17 protein-coding genes are annotated in these 15,171 nt (G+C 52.8%); 6 read left to right on the top strand and 11 right to left on the bottom strand.

The window, feature by feature from the left end:
- Positions 1–56 precede the first annotated feature (56 nt).
- Positions 57–632: a helix-turn-helix domain-containing protein gene (locus tag PGQ95_RS07025; RefSeq protein WP_271032618.1), complete on the bottom strand. Its 576-nt coding sequence runs from the start codon at positions 630–632 to the stop codon at positions 57–59.
- 159 nt (positions 633–791) lie between these two features.
- Between PGQ95_RS07025 and PGQ95_RS07020 the strand changes: the two genes are divergently transcribed.
- The gene (locus PGQ95_RS07020; RefSeq protein WP_430917453.1) at positions 792–1,310 is read left to right on the top strand and encodes a GNAT family N-acetyltransferase; all 519 of its coding nucleotides are present in this window, start codon (positions 792–794) and stop codon (positions 1,308–1,310) included.
- A complete protein-coding gene (locus PGQ95_RS07015) occupies positions 1,307–1,756 on the top strand; it encodes a DMT family transporter (protein ID WP_032708166.1) in 450 nt (149 codons plus the stop codon). Before PGQ95_RS07020 ends, PGQ95_RS07015 begins: the two co-directional genes overlap by 4 nt.
- 8 nt (positions 1,757–1,764) lie before the next feature.
- Here PGQ95_RS07015 and PGQ95_RS07010 read toward each other — a convergent pair whose 3' ends face one another.
- Both PGQ95_RS07010 and PGQ95_RS07005 read right to left on the bottom strand, forming a co-directional pair.
- Complete coding sequence (locus PGQ95_RS07010) at positions 1,765–1,998, bottom strand: YdcY family protein (RefSeq protein ID WP_113373278.1); 234 nt, start codon at positions 1,996–1,998, stop codon at positions 1,765–1,767.
- Between the two features lie 17 nt (positions 1,999–2,015).
- Positions 2,016–3,614, bottom strand: coding sequence for an ABC transporter substrate-binding protein (locus PGQ95_RS07005; protein WP_430917451.1), 1,599 nt, complete (start codon positions 3,612–3,614; stop codon positions 2,016–2,018).
- Positions 3,615–3,847: 233 nt separating this feature from the next.
- Between PGQ95_RS07005 and PGQ95_RS07000 the strand changes: the two genes are divergently transcribed.
- On the top strand, positions 3,848–4,516 hold the full coding sequence (locus PGQ95_RS07000; RefSeq protein ID WP_087859541.1) for a hypothetical protein: 669 nt from the start codon (positions 3,848–3,850) through the stop codon (positions 4,514–4,516).
- A gap of 188 nt (positions 4,517–4,704) precedes the next feature.
- The gene (locus tag PGQ95_RS06995; protein WP_430917449.1) at positions 4,705–6,138 is read left to right on the top strand and encodes an aldehyde dehydrogenase; all 1,434 of its coding nucleotides are present in this window, start codon (positions 4,705–4,707) and stop codon (positions 6,136–6,138) included.
- 120 nt (positions 6,139–6,258) lie between these two features.
- Here PGQ95_RS06995 and PGQ95_RS06990 read toward each other — a convergent pair whose 3' ends face one another.
- Positions 6,259–6,432, bottom strand: coding sequence for a GhoT/OrtT family toxin (locus PGQ95_RS06990; protein ID WP_015366412.1), 174 nt, complete (start codon positions 6,430–6,432; stop codon positions 6,259–6,261).
- 193 nt (positions 6,433–6,625) lie between these two features.
- Here PGQ95_RS06990 and yncL point away from each other — a divergent pair, with 193 nt between their 5' ends.
- The gene (gene yncL, locus PGQ95_RS06985; RefSeq protein WP_064571558.1) at positions 6,626–6,718 is read left to right on the top strand and encodes a stress response membrane protein YncL; all 93 of its coding nucleotides are present in this window, start codon (positions 6,626–6,628) and stop codon (positions 6,716–6,718) included.
- Between the two features lie 51 nt (positions 6,719–6,769).
- Here the strand turns inward: yncL and PGQ95_RS06980 are convergent, their stop codons facing one another.
- Positions 6,770–7,054: a hypothetical protein gene (locus tag PGQ95_RS06980; RefSeq protein WP_228302255.1), complete on the bottom strand. Its 285-nt coding sequence runs from the start codon at positions 7,052–7,054 to the stop codon at positions 6,770–6,772.
- Between the two features lie 451 nt (positions 7,055–7,505).
- On the opposite strand from PGQ95_RS06980, the gene PGQ95_RS06975 reads away from it, so the two are divergent.
- Complete coding sequence (locus PGQ95_RS06975; protein WP_087859538.1) at positions 7,506–7,628, top strand: small membrane protein; 123 nt, start codon at positions 7,506–7,508, stop codon at positions 7,626–7,628.
- A gap of 227 nt (positions 7,629–7,855) precedes the next feature.
- Here PGQ95_RS06975 and patD read toward each other — a convergent pair whose 3' ends face one another.
- The 6 genes from patD to PGQ95_RS06945 all read right to left on the bottom strand — a co-directional run bounded on the left by patD (position 7,856) and on the right by PGQ95_RS06945 (position 14,936).
- Positions 7,856–9,280, bottom strand: a complete 1,425-nt coding sequence (gene patD / locus PGQ95_RS06970; protein WP_430917447.1) for an aminobutyraldehyde dehydrogenase — start codon at positions 9,278–9,280, stop codon at positions 7,856–7,858.
- A gap of 21 nt (positions 9,281–9,301) precedes the next feature.
- Positions 9,302–10,108, bottom strand: coding sequence for an ABC transporter permease (locus PGQ95_RS06965; protein ID WP_113373273.1), 807 nt, complete (start codon positions 10,106–10,108; stop codon positions 9,302–9,304).
- Positions 10,098–11,027, bottom strand: a complete 930-nt coding sequence (locus PGQ95_RS06960) for an ABC transporter permease (RefSeq protein ID WP_087859534.1) — start codon at positions 11,025–11,027, stop codon at positions 10,098–10,100. The genes PGQ95_RS06965 and PGQ95_RS06960 overlap by 11 nt, the downstream gene beginning before the upstream one ends.
- Before the next feature lies 1 nt (position 11,028).
- Positions 11,029–12,042, bottom strand: a complete 1,014-nt coding sequence (locus tag PGQ95_RS06955; RefSeq protein ID WP_271032624.1) for an ABC transporter ATP-binding protein — start codon at positions 12,040–12,042, stop codon at positions 11,029–11,031.
- A 17-nt stretch (positions 12,043–12,059) separates the two neighbouring features.
- The gene (ydcS, locus tag PGQ95_RS06950) at positions 12,060–13,205 is read right to left on the bottom strand and encodes a putative ABC transporter substrate-binding protein YdcS (protein WP_087859531.1); all 1,146 of its coding nucleotides are present in this window, start codon (positions 13,203–13,205) and stop codon (positions 12,060–12,062) included.
- A 318-nt stretch (positions 13,206–13,523) separates the two neighbouring features.
- The gene (locus tag PGQ95_RS06945) at positions 13,524–14,936 is read right to left on the bottom strand and encodes a PLP-dependent aminotransferase family protein (protein ID WP_087859530.1); all 1,413 of its coding nucleotides are present in this window, start codon (positions 14,934–14,936) and stop codon (positions 13,524–13,526) included.
- Positions 14,937–15,171: the final 235 nt, after the last annotated feature.

The raw sequence follows: 15,171 nt of genomic DNA, 5'->3' as shown, positions 1-15,171 counted from the left end.
CTCTTGTTAACGGCCTGTACTGAGGCTAGCCGTTTTATGCTTAACGCGCTTTAACATTATGAGCCGGATTGATTCAGACGCACTACCAGGTAGACGCAAGTCTCGCTGGACTCATTGATAAACCGGCAATCGTTGGGCGGCCCCAATTCCAGACAATCCCCCGTCTGCATCTGATGGCGAGTGTTCCCTTCAACAAAAACTAACTCACCTTGCTGTAGCCAGATGAGCTGTCGCGCCAGCGCATACGAAGAAGCAGGCATCGGTACATCGCTGCCGGCCGGCAGCTCTATTTGCACCAGATCGAGCGGCAGATCGCTACGCGGCGAGACGTGACGGCGCAAATAGTGGCTTTGTGGATCGCGCCACACCGGCTGGTTGGCAAAGCGCAAAAGCTTACCCTCCTGCATCTCTGCACGCGCAATCAACGTCGACATGCTGATACCAAACGCGCCGGAGAGACGGCCCAGCATCGTCGCGGTGGGGCTACTTTCGCCACGTTCTATTTTATGCACCATTGCACGCGAGGCCCCTGCGCGTTCAGCCAGATCGCTTAGCGACCAGCCGCGGGACTCGCGTTCGATACGAATGCGTGCGCTAATGCGCTGATTGAGATTGTCTTCTATAGTATTCATGACGTAACAATATAGTGCGCACTACCGTATTACACAACTGTCCGCTATCCCCGATACTGCGCTGTTCCACGTAAAATTTATCGTAAAATTGATGACAGCCGGACGTTCATTATTGTAATAATACCGTACTACTATAGTGTACAAACTTTGAGGCTTGCTATGTCCATCCGCCATGCCAGTAAAGACGATTGCGCGGCGATCGCCGAAATCTATAATCACGCCGTATTGCATACCGCCGCCATCTGGAATGACAAAACCGTCGATATCGATAACCGTATTGCCTGGTTTGAGGCCCGGCAGATTGCCGGCTATCCGGTGCTGGTGAGTGAAGAAAACGACGTGATTACCGGGTACTCCTCGTTCGGCGACTGGCGCGCATTTGACGGTTTCCGCCATACCGTTGAACATTCGGTCTATGTCCATCCCGATCATCAGGGTAAGGGGATCGGCCGTAAGTTGTTAGTCGCGCTTATCGCTGAAGCGCGGCGTCTGCACAAACATGTGATGGTGGCCGGAATTGAATCCCGCAACCATGCTTCGTTGCATCTACATGAAACCCTGGGGTTTATCACCAGCGGGCAGATGCCGCAGGTGGGAACTAAATTCGGTCGCTGGCTGGATCTGACCTTTATGCAGCTACAGCTCGACGATCGCCAGGATCCGGACGGCGAGGCATGAATCAGTCGCTCACCCTTGCCTGCCTGATAGCGGCGGGCGTCGGTCTGGTATTGCAAAACACCCTGATGGTCCGCATTACCCAATCCGCCTCGACGATTCTTATCGCCATGCTGCTCAATTCACTGGTGGGAATTGTTATTTTTGTCACCATTTTGCTATTGCGCCACGGCGCGGCAGGCTTTCAGGAACTGGCGCTGAACATCAAATGGTGGACCCTTATTCCCGGTCTGCTGGGATCGTTTTTCGTCTTCGCCAGCATCAGCGGTTATCAAAACGTAGGGGCGGCGACAACCATTGCGGTGCTGGTGGCCAGTCAGTTGGTTGGCGGATTGGTTATTGATTTGATTCGCGCCCACGGCGTGCCGATTAGGGCGTTAATCGGGCCAGTATGCGGGGCGGTGATGTTGGTGGTAGGCGCCTGGCTGGTGGCCAGACGCCAGTTCTGACATCACCCTTAAAGGATCTCGCCGCCTTTGGTTAATTGCTCGCGGCGTGCTTCCTGATCTTCATGATGTTGACGCCCGTGATGGGCTATCGCCGTCCGTAAACGCTGCTGCTGGGTATAGCGTTCTTCGCGGCCCAGCTCAGCATCATCGCTTAACGCAATCAGTAGCTCGTTCATATGGCTAATCACGCCCCCGGCAATGGTGTCATCGACCCTGGCAATGACATCGTCCAGATGTGCCATCCTGTTCTCCTTTTCGATCAATTCAGCTTAGCTTTGGAAAAATCGCTTCCCATCAGACTCACGCTATAGCCGCTGACGTTGCTGCGGGTGGCGTAGAAAGTTTTCCCCGTCGCCAGCGTGATCCACGGCGCCTGCTGATAGAAAATTTCCTGTGCCTGTTGGTAAAGTTTGGCGCGCGCCTGCGGATCGCTCACCAGAAGCGCTTTTTTCACCAGCGCGTCATAGGACTTATCGCACCAGCGCGCTACGTTAGAGCCGGTTTTGATATTATCACAGCTGAGCAGCGTACCGGCGAAGTTGTCCGGATCGCCATTATCGGACATCCAGCCAAACAACGCGCTATCATGCTCGCCCTTGCGCATACCGGAAAGGTATTCGCCCCACTCATAGCTGACGATTTTCGCTTTTATGCCGACTTTGCTCCAGTCGTTCTGAATCATTTCAGCGACACGTTTCGAGTTCGGGTTATACGGGCGCTGTACCGGCATCGACCACAGAGTCACTTCTGCGCCCTGCGCCACCCCCGCCTGCTTAAGCAGCTCTTTCGCCTTCTGTGGATTGTAGTCGTAATCCGGTAAATCCTTCTTGTAACCGAGCATATTGGCCGGGATCGGCGATTTCGCCACGTTGCCGGAATCCAGGAAGACCGCCTTCACGATCGCCTGCTTATCGGTGGCGTAGTTCAGCGCCTGACGTACCAGCACGTTATCAAACGGTTTCTTTTCAGTATTAAATGCCAGATAGCCCACGTTCAAGGCTTCCACCGCGTGTAGCGCCAGATCTTTATTCCCTTTAATTACCGGAAACTGTACCGCCGATGGCGCGGGAATGATCTGGCATTCGTTGGTTTGCAGCTTAGCCAGGCGGGTTTCAACGTTCGGCGTGATGGAGAAGATCAGATGTTTAGTCGGCACCTCGCCTTCCCAATAGTGCGGGTTGGCGATATAACGGATTTGTGAATCTACCTTGTACTGCTGCAGCGCGTAAGGGCCGGTGCCAATAGGCCAGCTATCAACGTATTCCGGCGTCCCCTTTTTCAACATCGCGTCGGCATATTCCGCAGAAAGAATCGAGGCGAAGTCCATCCCCCAGTCGGCGAGAAACGCCGCATTGGGCTCGCTCAGCACAAACTGAACGTGATAATCATCAATCTTCTTCACTTCTTTAATCAGCTTATCGAGACCAACGTCGTGAAAATATTCATAATTGCCCTGCGACACGTTGTGATATGGATGTTGCGGATCCTGCTGGCGCAGCACCGAGAACAACACATCATCCGCATTGAAATCGCGGGTCGGTTTAAAGTATTTATTGCTGTTGAACTGCACGCCTTTACGCAGCGTAAAGGTCCAGGTTTTACCATCCGGAGAGACTTTCCATTCGGTCGCCAGCGACGGAATCGGCGTGTTTTTAAGCGGATCAAAGGTTATCAGGCGATTATAAAGTACCTGTGAGCTGGCAACGAATGAAGGACCAGAGCTGGCGATTTGCGGGTTAAAGGATTCCGGCGAGGCTTCCGAACAGTAGACCAACGTGTCGTTGGCCGCAGCCAACGCGGCGCCGGTCGGCAACAGCGCGCTTAAGGCCAGCGCAAGTAGTGATTTCCCTGTAGACATGGTTATAAACCTTATAAATTTGTTATATGCACACTAATAACAGCACAGTGGAATACAACCAGCAAATAATGAATCGCTATTAGATTCACACTTTAACTCATAAGGTTAGTGCTGTTTGCTTTGCTTAACGGCACTATCATCGGCTACGCCCGCACCGGTACGACAAAATGATTATTTACGACTAAGATCCAATCGCGTGCCGCATTGTCCCTTTTCAGTCAAAGGAGCGTTACATGACGAATTCGATTTATCAGCCTATCACCCTCAACGATCCGCGGTTGTTGCAATTTGCCGAACAGTTGAATCCTGGCGCCAGTCCGATCTATCTCCCGGTCATTGATAGACCTGGGCCTGAGGGAAACGCCTATTGGAATGTCAGCGCGGCGATCGAACAGGTCGGTGGAAAAATGCTGCTGGGCTGGGAGATAAACTACTGGCCGGGCTGTTTTCTGGTCGCAACGCATCACGCCGCCTTACAGGCCGATGATGGTGGTGTCTATGATGTGACTCAACGTTCGCAAGCCGCGGCGGTCCCTAACGTTAATCTTTTTGTTCCCGACGACTCAATTGCTATTGATCTTGATAAAACACCGGCGGTCAAATCACGATTTTACATATTACATTCCGCCGTCCAAATTACGGACTATCTCCGGGCATATGATAATCTCAACGCTTTCGAGAAAAAGCTAAGCGATAAGCTATATGATATCGGCTATCGTTGTGAAACGAATAAAGCGTTGGCGAGCGGTGTCGTTGGCGCAACGCCTGCCTTCACGGAAAACAGTTCGGTCGATGTTGACGAAATAAAAATGAATATTTCGGAATTAAGCTGGATATTAAAAGATAAAATTAAAAAGCTAAAACAATATTCTGACGCACTACAGGTACAGCCATTACATTAACTGTCCTCTTTGGGCCGTGGCGAATGGATTATGTCTGCTACGGCCCATGTTCACCGTTCTCATTATTGTACTAAGTTGTGACCCGCTGAGTAATCTGCAAAAAAGTTGTGCGATAACCGCCCTTTCGCCGCTGCGCAATGAGGTAAGGCGGTAGACTCGACGCTCCGCAGACCAATGAGGTTACGCTAATGACAATAACCTGCAGCTTATATAGCGGCGGCCGCTGGCATGATGCCGAAGGCCACGCTACTTTCACTCGCCGACATCCGCAAAATAGCGAGATTGTCTCTACCGCCGCAGCGGCCAGCCTCAATGACGCCCGTCGCTGCGCAGAAGCCGCCGCCGCCGCATTCCCGTCATGGCGCGACACCATCCCCTCCGAACGTCGCCGTCTGTTGTTGGAAGCCGCCGAGCAAATGCAGCGTAGAGAGGCGAAATTTATCGCCACTATGGCGGCGGAGACCGGCGCGACAGCGCACTGGGCCGGATTCAACGTGCACCTGGCGGCAGATATTTTGCGTGAAGCCGCGGCCTTGACCACGCAAATCGAAGGTCAAATTATTCCCTCCAACGTGGCCGGCAATCTGGCGATGGGCGTGCGTCAGGGGGCCGGCGTGGTGCTGGCTATGGCGCCGTGGAACGCGCCGCTCATTCTGGCAACCAGAGCCATCGCTACGCCGCTGGCCTGCGGCAATACGGTGATACTCAAGGGTTCGGAACTCTCGCCCGCCACGCAAAGCTTAATCGTCGATGCCCTTGCCGCGGCGGGCTTTCCCGACGGCGTGGTGAATTATCTCACCTGCTCGCCAGCCGAAGCGCCTGCGCTGGTGGAGACGCTGATTGCTCACCCCGCCATACGACGCGTCAATTTTACCGGGTCGACCCCGGTTGGGCGCATTATTGCCCGCACCTGTGGAGAACACCTTAAGCCTGCGATACTGGAGCTGGGCGGCAAAGCGCCTCTACTGGTACTGGATGATGCCGATCTGCAGCAGGCAGCGGCGGGCGCGATTTTCGGCGCTTTTGCCAACGCCGGGCAGATTTGTATGTCCACCGAGCGCATTATTGTCGATGAGAGCATCGCGGATGACTTTGTCGCTTTAATCAGCCAACGAGCTTCCGCGCTGCCTGCTACGCTTCTCGGCCCGGTGGTCGATTTGAAAACGGTACAACGCTGCAACGCGTTGATTGATGATGCGCTAAGTAAAGGCGCACATTTACTCTGCGGTGGAAAAGCGGATTCGACGCAAATGCGCGCCACCCTGCTGGATGGCGTAACGAGCGAAATGCGCATATGGCATGAAGAATCTTTTGGCCCGGTCAAATCGGTGATCCGGGTTAACGGTGAGGAAGAGGCGCTGGCCGTGGCAAACGATAGCGAGTACGGGCTGGCGGCAGCGGTTTATAGCCGCGATACCGCTCGCGCCTGGAATGTGGCGCAAAACCTGCAAACCGGTATTTGCCATATTAACGGCCCTACCGTACATGATGAAGCGCAGATGCCGTTCGGCGGCTGTAAAGCGTCCGGCTATGGCCGCTTCGGCGGACGCGCCGGGACCGCTGAATTCACCGAGCTTCGCTGGATAACCATGCAAACTCGCCCGCGCGAATTACCGTTCTGATTTACCACGATGCTTTCAGACCAGCCCGGCAATCGCGCGCGCCAGCGCGGCCGGGTTTTCCCATGCCATCGAATGCCCCGCCAGTGGTACCACAGCCCATGCCGGGTCAGAAATCACCGTTCAGAACAGTGAAACCAGCAACGCCATAGGAAAGCTGAACGGCCATGTTGCACCAATCAACAGCGCCGCCAGCAGGCGAATGCAGCGGCTTTCCTTAGTTAAAAACCAGCTTATCAACGCACAAATACAGCCCATTACGGCATAAAAAACCAGCATCTTCTGGTATAAAGTCATTTTTTTCCTTCCCTGTCAGACATCGCGCCATACGCGTTATCCTGTCCCGCACCACTTAGCACGTCAGAGATCAATACTTCACAAAACAAATCGCTGCAAAGACCATGGAAAAACGGTTGATTCAGTGTTGTCCGATAGCGCAACTCTACGCCACCGACTATAAATGTAGGGGCTTACTCATAAAGGTGGCGTTATGGATGTTTCCAGCAAAACCGTAATTCTGATTAATGTCGGCGCAGCGCTTGCGCTTATTAGCCTGTTATCCGTTCGTTTTGGTTGGTTTTAGTAATTTTTTCAGCAACTAAACCTAAAAAAGCAGCCTCAGCGGCTGCTTTTTTTATGATTTAACCGTCGCGCGTTTCCCGGCGCCTGACTGCTGAAGCGCAGCAATAGTCTTAAGATTTTCCGGGTTATATTGCGGCAAGAAATTCAGCTTTTCGTTATCCCACTCTACCGCTGCGCAAACGTCCTCATTTGCCCCCAGGCTTTCACAGTCACTAATACGCTGGGCAGGGAGATTGCCGTAAAGCATCGCGCTTACGCCGGTGAGTAACAGGAGAAATACTAGCTTTTTCAAAACCAATTCAACTTCAGAATAACAAATTTTGTAAAATTTTCTCATGAGCGATGCGATAAAGTCAAATCACATACATGCAAACAACGGCCCGGTGGCGATCTCTACCCATATTTAACATTATTGCTACAACCATTACCTTCCAGAAGCGCGTTTCTAAGAAGTGGGATCCGCCATGCCCGCACCGCCAGGGAGAGAATATTTATATAATTGGAAATAACAAATTGATCTGGTTTTTCGTATACCGGATTATTGATATTTAACTATACTTGGCTTTAAGGGGTGAGGATTTTCTTAAATTGACTGCGCAAAATAATCAGCAATCGACTTCTGATCCTTACGCTTAATGCGGACTGTAGATTTTCTACTTGTTATTTTGTGCTGTATATTGCGGTAGGTGAACGAAATTATTATTTGCAAATTCACGGATTTCCGCATAGTTTCATTACTATTCGTTATAACGTATTTGCTTTTTTTCTCACTTATTTTGAGGTCGCTTATGTCAGGAATAGTTGCCCTGCTAATGGCTTTAGTTCTATTGGTGATCGCAATCTACAGCCTTGTCTCTTATATTCGTGAGCGCCGCCACTCGGGCCTGCCATCTAAAAAAGATAAACATTAATTATTGCATCGCTCTTAAAAGTCGATACAAAAAAAATCCCCGCATCATCCTGCAGGGATCTAACAATTAATAACATGCTTAGTAGTTTACACCCCATCCGGCGCTTATCTCCGGCACTCACAATGGCTTAGCTCTTGAAGGGGTATAAGAATACTCTCATATTACCCCTTATCTTTTTTAACAATTGTTGCTATTGCAACTATTAGCCTGGTAATGCTGCCGGTACGTTAATGTTTCACCATCACATGGCGAACCACCGTGTAGTCCTCCAGCCCATACATCGACATATCCTTGCCGTAACCAGAAAGCTTCTGTCCGCCGTGCGGCATTTCGCTCACCAGCATGAAATGGGTATTCACCCAGGTGCAACCGTACTGCAAACGCGCGCTCAGACGATGGGCGCGGCCAACGTCCTGCGTCCAGACCGAGGAGGCCAGACCATACTGTGAATCATTAGCCCAGGTTAATACTTGTTCCTCATCGCTAAACGACGTTACGCTGACTACCGGACCAAAAACTTCGCGTTGTACGATAGCATCATCCTGCTGCGCGCCAGCCAACAGCGTGGGCTGGAAATAGTAACCATTCCCCGCCGCGCGACTGCCGCCGGTCACCACTTTAATATGCGGTAAGGCGCGTGCGGCGTTGACAGCCGCGGTCACCCGTTCAAGATGGGCAAGAGAACTTACCGGCCCCAGCTCCGTGGACGGATCGTCAGGCTGCCCCATTTTCAGGCTGGCCACGGCAGCGCCTAGCTTTTCAACCAGCCGTTCGTAGACGCCCTGTTGCGCATAAATACGGCAGGCGGCGGTACAGTCCTGGCCCGCGTTATAAAAACCAAAGGTACGAATGCCCTCAACGACGGCATCGATATCGGCATCATCAAAAACAATGACCGGCGCTTTACCGCCCAGCTCCATATGGGTGCGTTTAATCGACGTCGCCGTGTGACCAATAATATGGGCGCCGGTGGCGATCGATCCAGTCAACGAAACCATACGCACTTTACTATGGCCTGTGAGCGGATCGCCAACAGTCGGGCCGCGGCCAAAAAGCACGTTAATGACGCCAGCCGGGAAAATATCCTTCGCGAGCTCCGCCAGCTTCAATGCCGTAAGCGGAGTGATTTCCGAAGGTTTAATCACCACGCAGTTACCAGCCGCCAGCGCGGGCGCCAGCTTCCAGGCCGCCATCATCAGCGGATAGTTCCAGGGTGCAATCGAGGCCACTACGCCAACCGGGTCGCGGCGGATCATTGAGGTATGCCCCTCAAGGTACTCTCCGGCCGCCATTCCCGGCAGGCAACGCGCGGCGCCGGCGAAGAAGCGAAATACATCGGCAATCGCCGGCATTTCATCATTGATAACACAATGTAGCGGTTTACCGCAGTTTAAAGACTCCAGTTTGGCGAGCGTTTCTGCATGTTCAGTAATCACATTCGCCATTTTCAGCAAACATTCGGCGCGGGTTTTCGGCGTTGTCTGGCTCCAGCTGACAAACGCACGATCTGCAGCATTGACGGCGGCATCAACCTGCGCCTCGGTCGCCTCCGCAATCTCAATAATCGTTTCGCCATTGGCAGGATTGAATACCGGCAGCACCTCGCCTTCACCCGCCACTAATTGACCGTTTATCAAAAGGTTATGTTGCATAGCATGATCCTGTAAAGTGTATTATTTTCCGCTTTCGGCGTTATTCTCACCGTCACGGGTTAGCCACCAGGCCCCCAGGATGGGTACAGTCGTCACTAACATCACCAACAGAGCGACGACGTTGGTGACCGGCACATCGCGCGGACGCCCCAGCTGATTTAGCAACCACAGAGGAAGCGTCCGTTCATGACCGGCGGTAAAGGTAGTGACGATAATTTCATCAAAGGACAGGGCGAACGCCAGCATGCCGCCTGCCAGCAGCGCCGACCCCAGATTGGGTAGCACCACATAGCGGAAGGTTTGCCAGCCTGTTGCGCCGAGGTCCATTGATGCTTCTACCAGACTCCATGATGTCCGGCGAAATCGGGCAATAACGTTGTTAAACACTACGACTACGCAGAAGGTCGCATGACCCACCACGATAGTTAGCAAGCCAGGCTCAAGATTAACGGCTTTAAATGCCGTCAACAGCGCCAGGCCGGTAATAATGCCGGGCAGCGCAATAGGTAACAGCAACAGCAGCGACACGGCATTCTTACCAAAAAACGTACTCCGCCACAGCGCGCCGGCAGCGAGAGTACCTAACACCAGGGCAATCCCCGTAGATAAAGCGGCGATCTTAAGTGACAACGTCACTGATTCAATGATATCTGCACGAGCGGCAGCCTCGCTGAACCAGCGGAGCGTCAGCCCTTTCGGCGGGAAGCTGAAAGCGGCATCCTCTGTATTAAAGGCGTACAAGGCGATAATCAGCAGTGGAAAATGGAGAAATATCACCCCGCCCCAGGTGGCAATTTTGAGAAACAACGGTGCGCGTTCAGAGTGCATCAAACGCTCCCAGGCGCTTAACAAACGCCAGATACAGTGCAATAAGAACAATCGGCACCAACGTGAACGCCGCCGCCATCGGCATATTGCCAATCGCGCCCTGCTGCGAATAGACCATGTTGCCGATAAAGAAACCGGGCGGCCCCACCAGTTGCGGGACAATAAAATCCCCAAGCGTGAGGGAAAAGGTAAAGATAGAACCTGCCGCGATACCCGGTATGGCTAAAGGCAGTACCACGTAGCGGAAGGTTTGTTGCGGACGGGCGCCTAAATCGGCTGAGGCCTGCAACAGCGATGGCGGCAGACGTTCCAGCGCCGCCTGCACCGGCAGGATCATGAACGGTAGCCAGATATAGACAAATACCATGAATCGCCCGAGCCCGGAGGTCGATAAGGTATTGCCGCCGACCGCCGGGATGGTCAATACCATATTTAACACGCTCTCCAGACCAAGGTGGCCGAGGAACCATTGCGCCACGCCATCTTTCGCCAGTAATAGCGTCCAGGCGTACGCCTTGACGATATAACTTGCCCACATCGGCAACATCACCGCGATATAAAAGAAGGCTTTCATCTTGCCGCGGGTATAACGCGCCATATACCACGCCATCGGCAATGCCAGGATTGCGCTGGCAATAGTCACGCAGATGGCCATCACCAGGGTACGAACAATGATGTCGTAGTTGGCGGGATTAAACAGAGCCTTCAGGTTAGCGAGCGTCAAATCCGTGGTGACCGACATCGTAAAGTCATCAAAGGTATAGAAGCTTTGCCACAACAGCGTCAGGAGCGACCCCAGATAGACAATGCCAAACCACATCAGCGGACCCAGCAGCAGTAAAAACAGACCCAGTGAGGGTTTTCGCCAGAACAGCCCTGACACTCGCCCGGTCGTTGGTTGCACAAGCGCCATCGTCATCTCAGCCTCCGCTTTCCAGGGAAACCATCGCCGAACGCGACCAACAGGCCAATACCTGTTGCCCCAACTGTGGCGCGCTCAACGCTGCCCCGCCATCGACGTTGGCCTGACTGACTAGCAGTTTATCGCCCGCAGCAAGTTTCAGTTCAATACGCGTTGACGCCCCCTGAAACTGCACCGCCTGCACGGTCCCCTGAACCTGGATATCACCGCCACTATTCAGTCGAATATGTTCAGGACGCAACGACCAGGCGCCGGGCAAGCCGCATAGGCGCTGAGAAACGTCTGGGGTAAAAACGTTCGCGGTGCCGACAAATCCGGCAACAAAGGCGGTTTTAGGCTGTAAATAGAGCGAGTGCGGCGAGTCGACCTGTTCAATACGCCCATTGTTAAACACCGCCACGCGATCGGACATCGACAGCGCCTCACCCTGATCGTGAGTAACAAAAATGAAAGTGATGCCCAACGACTGCTGAAGTTTTTTTAACTCCACCTGCATCTGTTCACGCAGTTTTAAATCCAGCGCGCCAAGCGGTTCATCTAATAACAGCACACGAGGTTGGTTGACCAGCGCGCGAGCTATGGCGACCCGTTGCCGCTGACCGCCGGATAGCTGCGAAGGCTTGCGCGCGTGAACGAACCCAAGCGCCACTTTTTCTAAGGCTTCCTGGGCGCGAAGCTGACGTTCTTTTTTGCCCACGCCTTTCACCATCAGCCCATAGGCGACGTTGTCGATAATCGACATATGCGGAAATAGCGCGTAATCCTGAAAAACCGTATTGACGTCACGCTGCCATGGCGGTAATTCGCTGGCCTGCTGGCCAAAGATACGAATCGAACCGCCGGATAGCTGTTCAAAGCCCGCAATTAAGCGCAGGCAGGTGGTTTTGCCGGAGCCGGACGGCCCCAGCATGGAAAAAAACTCACCATCGCGAATGGCGATAGTCACGCCATCTACCGCGCGCACGTCACCGTAAAGACGCGAAACGTCATCAAACTCTACCGCGTACGTCATGTTCAGTCTCCAGGCGCTTAGCGGCCACCCATAATCGCGATATAGTCCTGGGTCCAACGGCTATAAGGAACATACTTCCCGCCTTCGGCAATCGGCGTTTTCCAGAACGCAATCTTGTCGAATTGGTTGTAGCCGTTGGTTTCGCAACCTTTGTCTCCCAGTAACGTACTGGCTTTACAGCCCTGTGGCACCACGGGCAGCGATCCAAACCAGGCGGCGACATCGCCCTGTACTTTCGGCGTCAGCGACCAGTTCATCCACTTGTAAGCGCATACCGGATGCTTTGCCTCACTATGCAGCATCGTGGTATCGGACCAGCCGGTTACACCTTCTTTTGGGAACACGGTAGCAATAGGCTGACCTTCGCCTTTCAGACCATTGGCCTGATACGGCCAGGAGCCCGAAGCAACCACTCCTTCGTTTTTAAAGTCGCTCATCTGCACGGTCGCATCGTGCCAGTAACGGTGAACCAGCGGATGCTGATCCTGCAGAACCTTCAACACCGCCTGATACTGCGCTTCGGTGAGTTCATAGGGATCGTTAATTCCTAACTGCGGCTGTGTTGCTTTGACAAATAGCGCCGCATCAGCGATATAAATCGGACCATCATAGGCCTGAACTCGCCCCTGGTTGCTTTTTCCGTCCGGCAGGTCCTGTTTGACGAAAACCACTTTCCAGCTATCAGGCGGTGTCGGGAAAGTTTTAGTGTTGTACATCAGCAGGTTCGGCCCCCATTGATAGGGCGTGCCGTACACTTTATCGCCGACGTTAAACCACGCGCCTTTGGCAACTCGCGGGTCAAGCGTTTTCCAGTTTGGGATCAGCGCGGTATTAATCGCCTGTACACGCTTACCCATAATCAGGCGTAACGAGGCGTCGCCGGAGGCGGTCACCAGGTCGTAACCGCCCTTCGCCATCAGGCTGACCATTTCGTCAGAGGTGGCGGCAGTTTTCACATTAACCTGACAGCCGCTCTCTTTTTCAAATTGGCTTACCCAGTCATAATTCTTATCCGTCTGACCGCGTTCGATATAACCCGGCCAGGCAATAATATCGAGCCGCCCTTCGCCTTTATCCAGCGAAGTCGGCGGTTCAGCGGCTTGCGCTGTCAGCACAACCATACTCAGCGCGCACAGGCTGCCACGGGCAAATTTTTTGCTCATTTGAACTTACTCCTGTCAGAATAAAAGTAGCGGCAGCCGTGCCGTAAAAATATCTCCCTTAATAAGGGTAGACGGCGGCCTGCGGGGCTCTGGGGAAATTTCCTCAGGTTGTGACCAGGTGCGCATTCCGCAAAAATCGCCACCACGATTCGATAATATGGATTATAGACAAAGAGTTATGGCAAAAGGACGAGTATGCATATTCCCTATGACGACCCGCTAATGGTGGATATTTTAAGCTGATAAATGAATACGAGAATGAAGGGGATAAATTGCCGGGAAAATAAAAGCCGGCAATTAAAAAAAGCGATGAATAAACTAAGGCAAAAGTTGACGTATAAGTTCGCCGAGCCGTTTCACACCCTGCTCTTCTTTTTCTCCCCAGCCCCAGGCGGTATTAAAACGGAAAAATGAAGTCCAGTCGGCCGTGGTCGAAAACATTTTACCCGGTGCAATACTGATGTTATCCCGCAACGCCAGTGCGCTGAGTTCGCCTGAATCGATACCAGCGGGCAACTCCAGCCACAGGAAATAGCCGCTGTCGCTATGATGAATTTTGACCTCTGCGGGTAAAAAGCGCAGTAGCGCTTGCCAGGCCAGCTGTTTCCGCTCAGCAAGCTGACGACGTAAACGGCGCAAATGCGCGTCGTAGCGTTTGGTAGAAAGATAATCGACCAGCGCCAACTGCATTGGCGAACTCGTAGATAGCGTACTCATCAGCTGTAACTGCTGAATACGGCGGGCATGTCGGCCAGCAGCGACCCAGCCGATACGAAACCCCGGAACCAGACATTTTGAAAATGAGCTACAGTGCAACGTCATCTCATCACGATCCCAGTACTTTGCGGGTAGCGGTTTTTCCCGACCAAAGTACAGCTCACTGTAAACGTCATCTTCAATTAACATGACGTTGTAGCGCGTCAATAGCGACACCAGCCGCGCTTTTTTGTCCGCCGTCAGCGTAAATCCGAGCGGGTTTTGGCTATTGGTCATCAGCCAGCAGGCTTTTACCGGGTAGCTCTGCAAAGCCTGTTCCAGCGCCGCCAGATCGATCCCCTCTTTCACATCGCTGGCCACCGATAGCGCTTTTAGCCGCAAACGTTCAAGCGCCTGCAGCGCGCCGTAAAAGCACGGATTTTCTACGACGACCCAATCGCCGGGTTCAGTCACCGCCTGCAGGCTGAGGTTTAATGCCTCCAACGCACCGGCGGTGATGACTATCTCATCCGGCGATACGTTCATTCCCTGCAACGCATAACGCCGGGCAATCGCATGACGAAGCTCATCGTTACCCGGCGGCAGGTTCTCAATCACACTCATGGCGGTAGCGGTTTTACTCACCTGCGCCAGAGAACGATTTAGCTGCTGCAGGGGGAACAGGCGCGGGTCGGGAAAGGCGGAAGCAAAAGGCAGCATCGAAGCCTGACGGCTTGCCTGCAGGACGTCGAAAATATAGGTGTTGATATCCACCGACTCATGGCGCGTGACTTGCGCCGGAGGTTCAGGCTGGCGCTGTTTTACCGGCTGCGGCGCCACATAATAACCCGATTGCGGGCGAGCGATAATTCGTCCCTGACTTTCCAGTAACTGGTAGGCATGGCTGACGGTCATAAAACTCATTCCGCTGCTGACAACCTGCTCGCGTAATGAAGGTAGGCGATCGCCGGGTTGCCAAACGCCGAGCGCGATCTGTTCCGTGAGCCGTTGCGCAAGCTGCTGATATTTTTTCATTACCGCATCCATTTAACCAACGAGACCCGTATCTTATAACAGATGGTCAAAAATGGCAGGTTTTAAAAACTGATATAGCTAATAGATATCACCGGATAAATACTGGTTTCGCACTGCAAGCGATGACGCTGATGTTCAAATAACATGAAATTGTATTATCACTAATGAAATATGCGCATTTGAGAATAGTAATAAAATATTATTCGAGCCAGAACGTCATGAGGCACATCCATTA

This window comes from Klebsiella sp. 141240 (genome assembly GCF_050600805.1).
Taxonomy (GTDB): Bacteria; Pseudomonadota; Gammaproteobacteria; order Enterobacterales; family Enterobacteriaceae; genus Klebsiella; species Klebsiella aerogenes.
This window is presented reverse-complemented; position numbering and strand designations above follow the sequence as displayed.

Bases quoted from the DNA above. Each gene is read 5' to 3' on its own strand.
- PGQ95_RS07025 (WP_271032618.1), bottom strand. From the start codon at position 632: ATGAATACTATAGAAGACAATCTCAATCAGCGCATTAGCGCACGCATT.
- PGQ95_RS07020 (WP_430917453.1), top strand. From the start codon at position 792: ATGTCCATCCGCCATGCCAGTAAAGACGATTGCGCGGCGATCGCCGAA.
- PGQ95_RS07015 (WP_032708166.1), top strand. From the start codon at position 1,307: ATGAATCAGTCGCTCACCCTTGCCTGCCTGATAGCGGCGGGCGTCGGT.
- PGQ95_RS07010 (WP_113373278.1), bottom strand. From the start codon at position 1,998: ATGGCACATCTGGACGATGTCATTGCCAGGGTCGATGACACCATTGCC.
- PGQ95_RS07005 (WP_430917451.1), bottom strand. From the start codon at position 3,614: ATGTCTACAGGGAAATCACTACTTGCGCTGGCCTTAAGCGCGCTGTTG.
- PGQ95_RS07000 (WP_087859541.1), top strand. From the start codon at position 3,848: ATGACGAATTCGATTTATCAGCCTATCACCCTCAACGATCCGCGGTTG.
- PGQ95_RS06995 (WP_430917449.1), top strand. From the start codon at position 4,705: ATGACAATAACCTGCAGCTTATATAGCGGCGGCCGCTGGCATGATGCC.
- PGQ95_RS06990 (WP_015366412.1), bottom strand. From the start codon at position 6,432: ATGACTTTATACCAGAAGATGCTGGTTTTTTATGCCGTAATGGGCTGT.
- yncL (WP_064571558.1), top strand. From the start codon at position 6,626: ATGGATGTTTCCAGCAAAACCGTAATTCTGATTAATGTCGGCGCAGCG.
- PGQ95_RS06980 (WP_228302255.1), bottom strand. From the start codon at position 7,054: ATGAGAAAATTTTACAAAATTTGTTATTCTGAAGTTGAATTGGTTTTG.
- PGQ95_RS06975 (WP_087859538.1), top strand. From the start codon at position 7,506: ATGTCAGGAATAGTTGCCCTGCTAATGGCTTTAGTTCTATTGGTGATC.
- patD (WP_430917447.1), bottom strand. From the start codon at position 9,280: ATGCAACATAACCTTTTGATAAACGGTCAATTAGTGGCGGGTGAAGGC.
- PGQ95_RS06965 (WP_113373273.1), bottom strand. From the start codon at position 10,108: ATGCACTCTGAACGCGCACCGTTGTTTCTCAAAATTGCCACCTGGGGC.
- PGQ95_RS06960 (WP_087859534.1), bottom strand. From the start codon at position 11,027: ATGACGATGGCGCTTGTGCAACCAACGACCGGGCGAGTGTCAGGGCTG.
- PGQ95_RS06955 (WP_271032624.1), bottom strand. From the start codon at position 12,042: ATGACGTACGCGGTAGAGTTTGATGACGTTTCGCGTCTTTACGGTGAC.
- ydcS (WP_087859531.1), bottom strand. From the start codon at position 13,205: ATGAGCAAAAAATTTGCCCGTGGCAGCCTGTGCGCGCTGAGTATGGTT.
- PGQ95_RS06945 (WP_087859530.1), bottom strand. From the start codon at position 14,936: ATGAAAAAATATCAGCAGCTTGCGCAACGGCTCACGGAACAGATCGCG.